This is a genomic window from Streptomyces sp. cg36, from assembly GCF_041080675.1.
GTDB lineage: Bacteria > Actinomycetota > Actinomycetes > Streptomycetales > Streptomycetaceae > Streptomyces.
Window position 1 is genome coordinate 245,175 of record NZ_CP163520.1, and the last position, 12,734, is coordinate 257,908.

Below are 12,734 nucleotides of genomic sequence, written 5' to 3' on the forward strand. Positions count from 1 at the left end.
TGACAGGTTTCTCGTCAATCATAGACAGTCGAGTCAACATTGAGGGAGGAAGAGACCATGCCGACCACCACCACGGCAGTACCCCGCGGGCTCGCGGGCGTCGTCGTCACGGACACCGCACTCGGAGACGTCCGCGGGCGCGAGGGCTTCTACCACTACCGCCAGTACTCGGCCGTCGAGCTCGCGCAGACCCGCGGCTTCGAGGACGTGTGGCACCTGATGTTCCACGGCGAGCTGCCCGGCGCCGCCGCCCGCGCGGACTTCACCGCCCGCACCGCGGCGCTGCGCCATCTGCCCCGCGAGGTGAGCGAGGCGCTGCCCGGCATCGCCGCGGCGGGAGCGGCCTCCGGCCCGCTCGCCGGACTGCGCACCGCGCTCTCCCTGCTCGGCGCCGCCCAGGGCTTCCGCCCGGTCTACGACCTCGGCGCCGACCAGCGCCGCGCGGACGCGCTCGCCGCCTGCGCGGCCGTCCCGACCCTGCTCACCGCGCTGTACCGGCTCAGCCAGGGCCTCGACCCCGTCGAGCCGCGCGACGACCTGTCGTACGCCGCCAACTACCTTTACATGATGACGGGTTCGCTGCCGGAGCCCGACCGGGTCAGGGCGATCGAGCGGTACCTCATCTCCACCGTCGACCACGGCTTCAACGCCTCCACCTTCACCGCGCGCGTCGTCGCCTCCACCGGCGCCGACATGGCGGCCTCGCTGGTCGCGGCGGTCGGAGCGCTCTCCGGGCCGCTGCACGGCGGCGCTCCCAGCCGCGCCCTGGACACCCTCGACGCCATCGGCTCACCGGACCGGATCGACGCGTGGGTGCGCGAACGCGTCCTGGCGGGCGAGCGGATCATGGGCTTCGGCCACCCCGTCTACCGCACCGAGGACCCGCGCTCGCGGATGCTGCGCGCCATCGCCGAGGGCATCGGCGGCCCGCTGGTCGCGTTCGCCGTCGAGGTGGAGAAGCAGGTCGAGGCGATCCTCGCCGAGCTGAAGCCCGGCCGCGAGCTCCACACCAACGTGGAGTTCTACGCGGGTGTGGTCATGGAGCTGTGCGGGGTGCCGCGCGAGATGTTCACGCCCACCTTCTGCGCGGCGCGGGTGGTCGGCTGGAGCGCCAACATCCTGGAGCAGTCGGAGGACTCGAAGATCATCCGCCCGGCGGCACGGTACGTGGGCCCGCCCCCGCCGCAGCCCGTCCCCGCGCCCTGACCGTGGCCGCGCCCCTACGGACCGTGCGGCAGCGTCAGCGCCGAGTCCGCGTGGAGCGTGATCCGCACCGGGGTGTACGCGGTGGCCTCGGCCGGGGACTGTCCGGTGCCGGGGCTTCTCGCGTAGCGGGGGTGGGCGCCGCCGCTGATCTGCCAGCGGACGCGGTGCCCGGCGGCGAAGTGGTGGGCGGCGGAGCTCATCGCCACCGTGACCTGTGAGGTCGCCCCTCCCGTGGTGTGGACCTGCCCGATCCCGTCGCACACGTTGACCGAGCGGCCCTGGGCGTCCACCTCGCACAGCCGGGTGAAGACGTCGGCGTGGCCGGTGTCCGTGGAGAGCGTGAGACGGGCGGTGACGGGTCCCAGGACGTCCAGGGGCTGGGCGAGCGGTGGGCTGGTGAACGTCAGGACGTCGTCCCGGGCTTCGAGGCGGTTGTTGTCCCGCCCGCCGGCGGTGCGGGAGAGCAGCCGGCCGCCGACGGAGGGAGTGGGGTCGGCCGGGTCGTAGCGGAAGGCCGCCAGGGGCGCGGAGTCGGTGGGGGCCTGGGACGTGAGATGCCCGTCGGGGGTGGGGTACCACGCGGCGGCGGTGAACGGTGGCGGCCACGCGTCGAGGTCGCGCCAGGTGTGGTCGCCGCCGGTGTGCACGCGTACCGCGGTGGGGCGCAGACCGGAGGGGTCGTCGCACAGGTGGGCGCGCAGCCAGGCGAGGCTTTCGGTGAACACCTCGGTCCAGCCCCTCCGCAGGGCGGAGGTGTGGGTCCAGGGGCCGACGAGCAGCGCCGTGTCGCATCCGGCCCGGCGCAGGCGGCCGTACTGCTGGAACGTCTGGTCGGCCAGGACGTCGTGCCATCCGGTGATCAGTGCCGTGGGCACCTGGAGGCGCTCGGCGGCCCGCGCCAGTGACGCCCCGGTCCAGTAGGGGGCGTCGGCGTCCGGGGAGGCCATCACGTCGTCCAGCCAGGGAACGTCGGACCCGAAGGCCGCCGCGTGCGCGCCGCGCAACGGCCGTGCGGTGGTGATGGCGCGCAGACGGCGCTGCAGGCGCAGCGTCGCCCGCAGGAACGGGAGCGCGCCCTGGTGCTGGTAGGTCATGCCCGCGCCGACGGCGAGGGCGTTCTCCAGCGACAGCGCGCCGTTCGCGTGGAACAGGGCGTGCGGGTCGTGCAGTCCCACCTGCATCACCATGGCCTTGAGCTCGGGCGGCGGGTCCAGGGCGAGGGCCCACTGCACATAGCCCAGATAGCTGGCCCCGACGGTCCCCAGGTTTCCGTCGAACCACGGCTGCTCGCGCAGCCACGCCACGGTGGCCCGGCTGTCGGCGGGCTCGTTGCGCCACAGGTCGAACGTGCCGCCCGAGCCCGCGGTGCCGCGGCAGCTCTGCAGGACGACGTGGAAGCCCTGTTCGGCGAAGAGCAGCCCGTACTGGGGCGACCACGGCAGACCCCGGCCGTAGGGCGAGCGGACCAGGAGTGTGGGGAAGTCTCCGGCGGCGCGCGGGAAGTAGTGGTCGGTGAGCAGGGGGCTGCCGTCGGCGGCCGGGACCGCCAGGCCCGGCTCCCACCCGACCTCGTACCGCTTGGCGGGCAGGCCGCGCCAGGTCGCCCTCATCATCCGTGCGGACAGCGGCGGCTTCCCTGCGGGCAGCGTCCGGGCAGGACCGGCAGCGGCGTCCTGTGTGCGTGATGTCATCGCCCCTCCTTCATTTACGTACAGTGTACGAGAATAGAGGATGCTTGGATGACCTTGGCAAGAGCCGACCGGAAGAGGGAGTGCGAGACCGTGCCCGACAGGGACAAGCCCGGCGCCGCGGGCGTCGACCCCGAACAGCTGTGGCTGCGCTCCGGTGAGCCCCGCAGGGGCCGCAAGCCCTCCTTCACCCGGGAGGCGATCGCCGCGGCGGCCGTCACCCTCGCGGACGCCGAAGGCATCGAAGCCGTCACCATGCGGCGCGTCGCCGCCGAGGTCGGCGCCGGCGTCATGTCGCTCTACAGCTACGCCCCCGACAAGGACACGCTGCTGGAGCTGATGATCGACCACGTCAGCGGCGAACTGACCGTCACCTCCCCGCCGAGCGGCGACTGGCGGGCCGACCTCAAAGCCATCGCCCACCAGCAGCGCGCCCATATGCTGCGCCACCGCTGGCTGCCCGCCGCCCTCACCACCCGGCGCCTGCCGGGGCCCAACACGCTGGCCTTCCTGGAGCACGCGCTCGCCGCCCTGCGCCCCACCGGCCTGGACGGCGCGGCGAAGATCGAGGTCTTCGCCCAGCTCACCGCTTTCGTGGCGGGACACGTCACCCACGAAATCGCGCAGGCCAGCGCCTCGCAGTCGCCGGACAGGGCCGCGGCCGAGGCGCGCTACCTCGTGGCCGTCGCCTCGGACGGCCACCACCCCGAACTCGCCGAAGCGCTCGCCGCGCCCGGCCGCCCCCTCACCCCCGAGGCCACGTTCACCCGCTTCCTCAGCCGACTCGTCGACGGCCTCGACACCGACTGACCCCGCGCGCCGGCGAACGGCCCCGTCCCCGGAGGCCGTTCACGTGGTGCCCGGGACGCTGGTGCCGTTGAAGCGGATCAGGGGTGCCACCTCGCGGTGGGTCCCGTAGTGGCGGGGGCGGCCGAGGACGAGTACGTGGTCGGCCACGGGCCAGGCGTGCTCCACCCGGCACACGGCCGTGGCCAGCGCCGCGTCCAGCAGGGGTATCCCGTCGACGAGGTGATGGGGGACCGTGGCGAAACGGTCCCCGGGAGCCGTGGCGAAGTGGTCGGCGAGCGCCGGCTGGTCGGCGGCGAGCACGTTGATGCCGAACAGGCCCCGCGCCCTGAGCGTCGCCAGGGTGCGGCTGTCGTCGGTGAGGGAGACCAGGAGCAGGGCGGGCCGGAGCGAGACCGAGGTGAAGGCGGTCACCGTGCATCCCACGGACCGTCCCTGACGGCGCGTGGTGACCACGGTGATGCCGGTGGCCCACGTCCGCATGAACCGGTGGAACCCGTCCGCCCCCTCGGACGGGTCGGACGGGGCCGACGGCCCCAGGTCCTGCCGGGGCAGACACGCCGGGGCCGCGTTCTGCGGCAGACGGAGTCCGCTCATGCCGCACCGGTCTCCGCCACGGCACCGGCGGCGGCGCGGGCCGCGTCCAGGTCGGCCCGTTCCGCCTCCCGGTCCCCCAGCTCCTTGTGGCAGGCGGAGCGCTGGCGCAGCAGCTCGCCCCGGTCGGAGCCGGGCAGGCCGAGCGCGTGGGTGCAGTCGTCGACGGCGGCCTGCCACAGCCCGGCGCTCTGGTAGGCGTAGGCCCGGTTGTAGCGCAGGTCGGGGTCGGCGGGCCGCAGCTCGACGGCCCGGGTCAGATCGGCCAGCGCCGTGTCCAGGTCCTCGGCCTCCAGGGCGAGCGCCGCCCGGGCGGCCAGCGCCGCGACGCAGCCGGGATCCTTCTCCAGCGCCAGGTCGAAGTCGCGGCGGGCGGCTTCGGCCGAGCCGGCGTCCCAGGCCAGCTGACCGCGCACCTGCAACAGGCGCGCGTCGTCCGGGGCGAGCCGCAGGCCCTCCCGCAGCAGCGGCTCCACGGCCTTGTCCTGCCCGGTCTCCAGGAGCAGGCCGATGAGGTTCACCCGGGCGTCGAGTTCGGCGGGTTCGAGTTCCACCACCCGGCGCAGGTCCGCGATCGCTCCCTCCAGGTCGCCGGTCTGGGCCCGCAGGTCGCCCCGGTTGAAGTGGACTTCCCAGAACGGGGGGCTGAGGGAGATCGCGGTGTCGTAGTCGGCGAGGGCGGCGGCGTCCTGGCCCATCTTGTGCAGCAGTCCCGCGCGGTCGAAGTAGTAGTCGGGGTAGTTCGGGTCGAGCGTGATGACGGTCGTGAAGTCCGCTAGGGCGGCGGGCAGTTGGCCCAGCGCCCCGAGGACCCTGGCCCGGTTGTGGACCAGGACGGAGCGGTGCAGCCGGTGCCGGTCGGCCGGGAGCTCCGCGTCCAGGCGGGTCACCGCGTCGTCCACCAGACGGCGGGCCTCGGGCAGGTTGCCCAGGTGCATCTCGACCAGGGCCATGCCGTTGCGCTGGAAGGCGGAGTGGAAGCTGCGCTGATCGGCGTCGGGCAGCAGGGACGCCAGCGTGATCGTGTTGCTGAGGTAGCTCTTGGCGAGCAGGTGGTCGCGCAGTTCGGCCGGGTGCAGCCGGGTGTAGAGCATGGCCATGGCGTAACCCGTGAACATCTGGGCCATGGGCAGCGCGTAGCGCGCCCGCACGTCCAGATAGAGCCTCTCCGCCTCCTCCGTGTCCCCGAGCAGCCCCAGGGCCGAGGCCATCTTGCCGCTGAAGTCCCAGTACCGCTCGGCCTCTTCGGGGTCGATGACCGCCGTGGCGCGCCGCCCGTAGTCGAGCACCGCGTGCCACAGGCCCAGACCGGCGGCGTAGTAGACCGCTTCGTTCAGGGCGTCGCCTCCGGCCTTGGCCGGGTCGCTGCCGTGTTCCAGGTGGTAGGGGACGGCCCCCAGACGCAGGCTCCAGTCCCCCTCACCGAGCAGGAGCGCGGCCCGTTCATCGTGCAGCCGGGCACGCACCACGGGGTCGGCGGCCTCGTAGGCGGCGCGTGCGCCGGGGTCGTCGGTGGTGCCGTCGGAGGCGATGTAGGCGCGCAGCAGCTGGTCCTGGTCGGCCATGGTGGCCGGGGCGGTCTCCGGGTCCGGCGCGGTGATCGGGGTGGCGTACCGGGCGAGGGACGTGACCAGTTCGTCCAGCAGCTCACCGCCGCGGGTGGCGACCGTGACCTGGATCGGCAGGCCCTGGGTGCGCCGGAGCAGGATGGCCAGGAACTCCTGGTCGGTGGGGTCGGCCTCGTCGACCTCCGTGAAGCGCAGGCGGAGCGGCTCGGGGCCGCACAGGCTCGCGTAGGAGTGGAGGAACTCGACCAGCCCGTGCGCGAGCCGCCGGGTGCGCGCGGCGGCGTAGATGCGGGTCCGCTCCTCCGGGACGGCCAGCGAGGTGAGGGTCTCGGGTGCGGCGCCGATGCGGTCCTTGAGCTCCGGGGCCGTGCTGAGGATCTCGATGGCGTGCGCCCGTACCAGCTCGGGCCACCGCTCGTACGCGGCGGGGACCAGGGCACGGACCAGGCTTCCCGCTCCGGTGTACGGGCCGCGCAGCCGGCGGTGGCAGCCGACCGTCACCTCGGACCGCTCGGCGCCCGGCGTATGGGGGGTGGAGCGCCACAGGTGGGTGTTCATGGAGCCTTCCTTCATCGTGTGTCGGTGGCGGACCGCGATGCCTCGCGGCGGGAGACAAAGATCAGGAGCGCGAACTCGACGGCGAACAGGCCGACCGAGGTGGCGGAGTCCCAGAAGCGGGCGCCGCCCGCCGCGCCGTGCGTCAGGGGCCCGAGCCGCGTCACGAAGCCCGCCAGCAAGGGGATGAGGGCGAGTACGGCGGTCGCCACCAGGAAACCGGCACCGGCCACGGTGAGCAGCGCGAACCAGGGCGCCACCTGCCGGTCGCGCTCCGACCAGGCGGATTCGCCGTCCCCCTGGCCCTCGCCGGTGGCGTCGGTGCCAAGGGGCCGGACGCCCGGCAGCCGGGCGGCCTTGCGCCGCAGGTACGCGGAGGTGGCGCCGTGCAGGTCCCCGCAGCGCAGCAGGGTGGTGAACACGTAGTACAGGTCGGTGCGCAGGAAGACGTAGAACTGCCAGACGAGCCGCAGCAGCACGGTGTAGGCCACGGCGAGTGCCAGCCGGGGAGCCCAGCCCTTTCCTGCGGTCCCCACCAGGGTGAGGGCGCTGAACAGCAGCACGTCCGCGAGCATCCCGGCAAGGAACGGCAGGTACCGCTTCTTCCTGGGGACGCTGTAGAGCCCGTCGAGATGGGCCTCCACCACGACGAAGAACAGCCGTCGGCTCACCGACAGCCGCGTCGGCAGCCCCAGTCGGCGCCCGGCCAGGACGTGGAAGAACTCGTGCCAGGCCACGCACGGCACCTGGGCGAAGGCCAGCACCAGCTGGACCGCGACGAGGGAGGGGGTGAAGAACACGACGTCCGAGTGGGGCCGCACCCGGGGATAGGCCACCATCACGGCGACGCAGGCCGTGACCAGGGCGGCGTGGACGGCCCAGGCGAGCGGGGAGAAGGTCCACGCGCCGAGCCGCAGCAGGCGCAGCCGGGGCGGTGCGACCGCGGCCTCGGACCCTTCCCTGACGAAGCCCAGCTCGCGCAGGGTGGACACGAAGTCGCCGATGTCGACGCTCTCGCCGAACTCCCCCAGGTACCACCGGGCCGCCTCCTCGGCCGGGTGTCCGTCGGCGAGCCGGCGCAGCAGGGCCGCCCCGTCGTGGGGCAGCACGGCGTAGGACTCGGTGTCGGGGCGGCCCACGACGACGCCGTCGTGCTCGTCGACGAAGGTCAACGGGTGGAATTCGATGGCGGACATGGGCGTCGCGGCCCCCCTCGGCAAGGCGGTGTGGAAGAGCCCGCACCCCGGCCGCCAGGACACGGCGGACAGGGGTGCGGGCAGGTGGCGTCAGCAGCCGACGAAGGTGTAGGCCGACGCGGACGACGTCAGCTTGATGGCGCCGGTCTTGCGAACGGTGATCTTCTTCATGGGTTTCACCTCCCCGGGTCCCGGGTGCCGATCGTGCGGTGCACCGCCGGGTTGGGCGGCTCGGCTGAGAACACTGGCCCGGGCGCGGCCGTCGGCACATGGGGATGTGGCCCCCATCTTCGGGACCGGGCCGACGGCCGCAGATGGGGGACGCACCCCCATGCGGGGCGAGCGCCGGGCCGACACGGTGGTGGGCATGCGAGACGACGCCCTCTCCCTCATCGTGTGCGGCTCCAGCGCGGCGAGTCAGCTGCCCCTCTATCTGCCGTGGCTGCGCCAGGAGATCGACCTCGGCCTGCGGGTGCTGCTCACCGCCGACGCCGCCCGGTTCGTCCAGCCGCAGGTCGTCGCCTGGTACGCCGACGAGACCTGCACCAGCGACGATCCCGCCCTCAACCCCGTCGAGTTCGCGAAGCGCTCCGCGGCCGTCGTGGTGCTGCCCGCCACGGCGAACACGCTCGCCGCCGCGGCCCTCGGCCTGGCCGCGACCCCGGCCCAGACCGCCTTGCTGGCCGCCGAACGGCCGGTGCTGTTCTTCCCGAACATGAACCGCACCATGTGGAACAAGGACCCCGTCCGCCGCCACGTCGCCACGCTGCGGGCGGACGGGCACACGGTCGTGGAACCCCAGGAGCAGGTGGTCTTCGAACTGTGGCGGCGGGAGAACGTGCCGGGCATCACCATGCCCGCACCCGACGAGGCGGCGGCGACGGTCCTCGCCTGGCTGGAGAAGACCCTGGAGCACGACGGACAGGACGAGGGGCCGGCGCAGGGCTGAGCGGTCGGGCCCGGCCGTCCGCCGGCGCGGCCGACAGCCGATCGAGGACCGCTCCCGCCCCCGGCGCCCCGCTGGCCGAGGAGCGCAGGCCGTGCTCCGCGCGGGAGTCACCGACCCCGACGCGATCGCCCCGGACGCCATCGACCCGGACACCTGACCTTCACCGACAAGACCGCCCGCGAGCTCGCCGAGCCCTTCGCCGGGCGGGGCGCCGGCGTCGCGCGCATCGCACGGGGCCGCGCCGGGGCGGAGGCCGCCGCCGAGGACGTCCGGCGGGGCCGATCGCCCCGGCCGCCCGCTGCTGCCCCTGCCCCTGCCCCTGCCCCTGCCCCTGCCCCTGCCCCTGCCCCTGCCCCGCAACCCCCGCGCCGCCCCGGCCGTCACCGCATGGCCTGACCGGAGCTCCCCCACCCCTCGACCAGCCGGATCCGGGCCGCGTAGGCGTTGATGGCCGCGCGGTTGGGCTGATCGGTCTTGCTGATCAGGCTGGCGACGTGCTTCTCGACGGTGCGCGGGGAGATGAACAGCCGCTCGGCCAGCGCCCGGTTGTCCAGCCGGTCGGCCAGCAGCCGCAGCACCTCGTACTCCCGTGGTGTGACGCCGAGCAGGCGCAGCGGCTGCGGCACCGGCCCGTCGGCGGTGCGGTGGTGGGGCACCACCGCACCGGCGCGGCGCAGCAGACCCCGGCACGCCACGGCCACGGCCCCCGCACCCGCCGTGTGGAAGTACTGCTCGGCCCCGCGCAGCCAGTGCACCGGCTCGCCCCAGCCGTCCGCCAGCGCGGCCTCGGCCACCAGGCGCAGCCCCAGGTGCGCGGCCGGCGGATACGGCTGCGCGAGGACTCCGGCCGCCGCCACCGCGTCGGCCGCCTCCTCGCCGCGCCCCCGCCGCCCCAGCCGGACGGCGCGCGCCAGCAGCACGAACTGCCGGTTCCAGCGCAGCAGGCCCGCCCCGCCCGGCTCGGGCCCGTCGGGAAGGTCCGGGCCCGTGCCGTCGGCCAGCGCTTCCAGCAGCAGGGCCAGACCGTCCTGTCCGGTCAGGGGAAACGGCGCCGGACCGATGGCGTCCTCGGCCTTGGCGCGCTCCAGTACCAGCCGGGCCAGCTCGCGGTCCTCCTCCAGCAGCGCGCACACGGCCCCGCCCAGGCCGTGGGCCAGCGACGCCCACCCCGTGCCCATGTTCGGGGACGTGTCGAGGAACTCTTCCAACGGTCCGCGCACGCCCTGGTGGGCCGCGCAGATGGCCCGGACCGCCGCCAGGCCGCGCGCGTCACCGCGGGTGAGCCCGGCCCCCTCCGCCGACGTCCGGTACGCGTCGGTGAGCCGCCCCGCATCCGCGTACGCGCCCCGCAGCACATGGTCCAGCGCCAGCATGAGGTCGGCGGATGTGCCCACGCCCGGCGCCCCGACGTACCGGGCCTGGCGGCGCACCCGCCGCAGGGCGTCGCGGTCGCCGTCCATCAGCCAGTACAGCCCGGCGAGTTGCAGCGTGGCGTGCATCCGCCACAACGGCAGCTCATGGCTCTGCGCGAGGACGTGCATCCGGGTGAAGCAGCGCAGCGCCTCGCGCGGGTCCTGCCGCAGGCACAGCTGGCCCCGGATCCGCCAGGCCCGGCAGGCGACGACCGGCTGTCTGGTGCGCTCGGCCTTGTCCGTGGCCAGCTCGGCGAGCCGACCGGCCCGCAGCGGGGCGTGGCCCACCAGCTGGGCCTCGACGGCGTCGAGCGCCGCGGTGTGTCTGTCCTGCGCCTGCGGGCCCAACGCCCTTCGCCCGGACTCCACTTGGGCCAGCCCCGCGACCGTCCGGCCTTCGGCGTGCGCCAGACCGGCGAGCCGCGCGTGCAGCCGCGCCGCGGGCACGCCTCTCGCCTCGGGCCCGTCGAGCTCGTCGAGCGCGCAGGCCAGTCGAAGGCCGCGGGCGGTCTGCCCGCTCTCCGCCAGCGCGGCGAGCAGCTCGTCGAGAACATCGGCCCGGACGCGCGGTTCGTCGGCCGCACCGAGCAACTCCCAGGCCCGCTCCAGGAGTCCCACGGAAAGGACGACATGGCCTTGCGACAGCGCCCGGCGCCCGGCCGTGGCGAACAGCGACGCGGCCCCGGGCCGGTCACCGGCCGACAATCGCAGCTCGGCGGCGAAGGGGCACCACCGGCCCGGCAGCCCGGGATACAGCTCGGCCACCGCCTCGGCGGTGCGGCGGGCCAGCGCGGCCCGGTCCGCCGGGGTGAGCTGTCCCGACAGCGCGGCGGCGGTCAGGGCGTTGCGAAAGCCGTACCAGTCGCACGCGTGGCGGTCCGCCACGATCAGTCCCGCCGCCCCCGCCGCGCGCAACCGCGCGAACAGCTGCGCCTCGGAGAGCCCCCACGCCTGGCGCAGCACCGACGCCGGGAACCTTTCGCCGATGACCGCCGCGGCGGAGAGCAGCCGGTGCGCCTCCGGCCCGAGGCGCGCGGCGCGCCGCGCGATGCTGTGCTCGACCGCCAAGGGCACCGGACATCGCGCCCCCGCCACCAGCCGGCAGCCCCGCGGACCGGTCACGAGACCGCCGGTGGCCAGCAGGGTGCGCAGCAACTCCTCGGCGACGAAGGGGTTTCCGCCGCTGTCCCCGTGCAGCCGGCCCACGACGTCGTGCGGCACCTCGTCGCTTCCGACGCCGAGGCGGTACGCCGCGAGCCGCGCCACCTCGTTGCGACTCAGCCCGCGCAGCGTCAGCAGGGTGGCCGTGTGCCGCTGCGCCAGGTCCCGGGCGAGGTCCCAGGGCGCGCCCGGGTCGGACCGGAAGGTGACCAGCAGGACGGTGCCCTGCGCGGCGATGTTGTCCGCCAGGTACTCCACCACCGCCAGCGTCGGCGGATCGGCGTAGTGCAGGTCCTCCAGGACGAGCAGCGTGCCCGCGCCCTTTCCGGCCGCCGCGAGCAGGCGGAGCACGGATTCGGCGAGGACCACGGGCGAGTCCTGCGGACCGGGGAGGCAGACGGCGCTTGCCTCGCCCTCCCCCATCCCGAGGGGCCGCTTCCGCTTGGCGGGCCGTACGTAGGCGTATTCCGGTACGAGACGGCCCAGCGCGGCGCGGTACGGTCCCAGCGCCGGGCTGTCCGGTGCCGCGCCGTCCCGGAGGAGACAGGCCAGGGCCTCGCGCAGGGCCCGCAGCGGTACGGCGGGGCTGATCGCACTGCCCCGGCCGAGCAGCACGCGCATGTCCCGGATGCGGGCCGCCTCCATGGCCTCCCACACCAGCCGGGACTTGCCCGCCCCGTCCTCGCCGGTCAGCAGGACCGTCGAGCCGTGCCCCTGGAGCGCGCGGCCCAACGCCTCCTCCAGTACGCCGAGTTCCCCTTCACGGCCCACACAGATCGATAAGTCGTTCTTCCCTGTCGTTGCCATCGACTCCCCCCGCGTCCCACTCAGGTCACCAAGTGCGGTCCTGTGCTGTGCGCAGCGGCGGCCCGTGCCGGGCGGCGTGGCTCTGCCGCGCACGGAAGTGTGGATTCACCACCTGGACCTGTCACTCCGGTTTCCGCCCAGCGGATTCGTACCGTCGCGTCGTGTTGCCAGGACCACCGCCGACGTCTTCGGGTACGGGGGCGAGTTACGGCAGACCTGAGCGAGCGGGGACCTCCGGGTTCCCACCAGAAGCATGAACACCAGGATGCAACGACCCAACCGCCACACAGCCGTCGCGCTGTCACATCCCGGAGCAATTCGATGCCCCGAATGCCCGGTAGGACGGCCTCCCAGTTGTGAAGAATATGGGCACCCACACCCTCACGGTGGCCGAAATCCGGCCTGCGACTATCCCTCAACAAGCCAAAGTTGAGGCAAAATGAGCCAACACAACCTCCCACATCGCATCATCCCCGCCGGGTCGCAAATAAATGGATCTCCATATTCCATTCGTCGAAAATCTGATCCCTTGATCACGCCCTTTCCGTGTCCTAGCCTCAAAGGGAAGTGCCAACGCATCTACCTACGGAGGCAACCATGGCAAGTTCTTCCCATGACCACGCTGCAGCCGACCTCGAATTCCCCGAGGTCGAGGTCCGCGTTTCCCCGGTAGCCGACCGGGCTCGCGCGACCTTCGCCAAGACCCACTCGCGTCCGAGCGTCCCGGACTTCGCGAAGCTGTTCGCCGACTCGGCGAAGTAAGCAGGTCAACGAAGTAGGTTGGCGCAAGT

Annotated in this window: 9 protein-coding genes; 4 read left to right on the plus strand and 5 right to left on the minus strand. The window is 73.7% G+C overall.

Going from position 1 to position 12,734, the window contains the following annotated elements:
- Positions 1-57: 57 nt before the first annotated feature.
- Positions 58-1,206: a citrate synthase gene (locus AB5J87_RS01135; RefSeq protein ID WP_369372854.1), complete on the plus strand. Its 1,149-nt coding sequence runs from the start codon at positions 58-60 to the stop codon at positions 1,204-1,206.
- A 14-nt stretch (positions 1,207-1,220) separates the two neighbouring features.
- Here AB5J87_RS01135 and AB5J87_RS01140 read toward each other — a convergent pair whose 3' ends face one another.
- Positions 1,221-2,816 (minus strand): CocE/NonD family hydrolase, encoded by a 1,596-nt coding sequence (locus AB5J87_RS01140; protein WP_369383320.1) that lies wholly within the window; start codon positions 2,814-2,816, stop codon positions 1,221-1,223.
- A 129-nt stretch (positions 2,817-2,945) separates the two neighbouring features.
- Between AB5J87_RS01140 and AB5J87_RS01145 the strand changes: the two genes are divergently transcribed.
- Positions 2,946-3,704, plus strand: coding sequence for a TetR/AcrR family transcriptional regulator C-terminal domain-containing protein (locus AB5J87_RS01145; RefSeq protein ID WP_369372856.1), 759 nt, complete (start codon positions 2,946-2,948; stop codon positions 3,702-3,704).
- 39 nt (positions 3,705-3,743) lie between these two features.
- On the opposite strand, the gene AB5J87_RS01150 is transcribed toward AB5J87_RS01145, so the two are convergent.
- From AB5J87_RS01150 to AB5J87_RS01160, 3 genes are read right to left on the minus strand one after another with little or no spacing between them, the layout of a single operon-like run.
- Positions 3,744-4,298: a flavin reductase family protein gene (locus tag AB5J87_RS01150; RefSeq protein ID WP_369372858.1), complete on the minus strand. Its 555-nt coding sequence runs from the start codon at positions 4,296-4,298 to the stop codon at positions 3,744-3,746.
- Entirely contained in the window at positions 4,295-6,421 is a 2,127-nt protein-coding gene (locus AB5J87_RS01155) for a tetratricopeptide repeat protein (RefSeq protein WP_369372860.1), read from the minus strand. The genes AB5J87_RS01150 and AB5J87_RS01155 overlap by 4 nt, the downstream gene beginning before the upstream one ends.
- A gap of 11 nt (positions 6,422-6,432) precedes the next feature.
- Entirely contained in the window at positions 6,433-7,614 is a 1,182-nt protein-coding gene (locus AB5J87_RS01160; RefSeq protein ID WP_369372862.1) for a hypothetical protein, read from the minus strand.
- A gap of 367 nt (positions 7,615-7,981) precedes the next feature.
- On the opposite strand from AB5J87_RS01160, the gene AB5J87_RS01165 reads away from it, so the two are divergent.
- A complete protein-coding gene (locus AB5J87_RS01165) occupies positions 7,982-8,563 on the plus strand; it encodes a flavoprotein (protein WP_369372864.1) in 582 nt (193 codons plus the stop codon).
- A gap of 380 nt (positions 8,564-8,943) precedes the next feature.
- Here AB5J87_RS01165 and AB5J87_RS01170 read toward each other — a convergent pair whose 3' ends face one another.
- A complete protein-coding gene (locus AB5J87_RS01170; protein WP_369372866.1) occupies positions 8,944-11,943 on the minus strand; it encodes an AAA family ATPase in 3,000 nt (999 codons plus the stop codon).
- A 597-nt stretch (positions 11,944-12,540) separates the two neighbouring features.
- Between AB5J87_RS01170 and AB5J87_RS01175 the strand changes: the two genes are divergently transcribed.
- Positions 12,541-12,705 carry a hypothetical protein gene (locus AB5J87_RS01175; RefSeq protein ID WP_369372868.1) on the plus strand — a complete coding sequence of 55 codons (165 nt, stop codon included), beginning with the start codon at positions 12,541-12,543 and terminating at the stop codon, positions 12,703-12,705.
- The last annotated feature ends 29 nt before the right edge of the window (positions 12,706-12,734 follow it).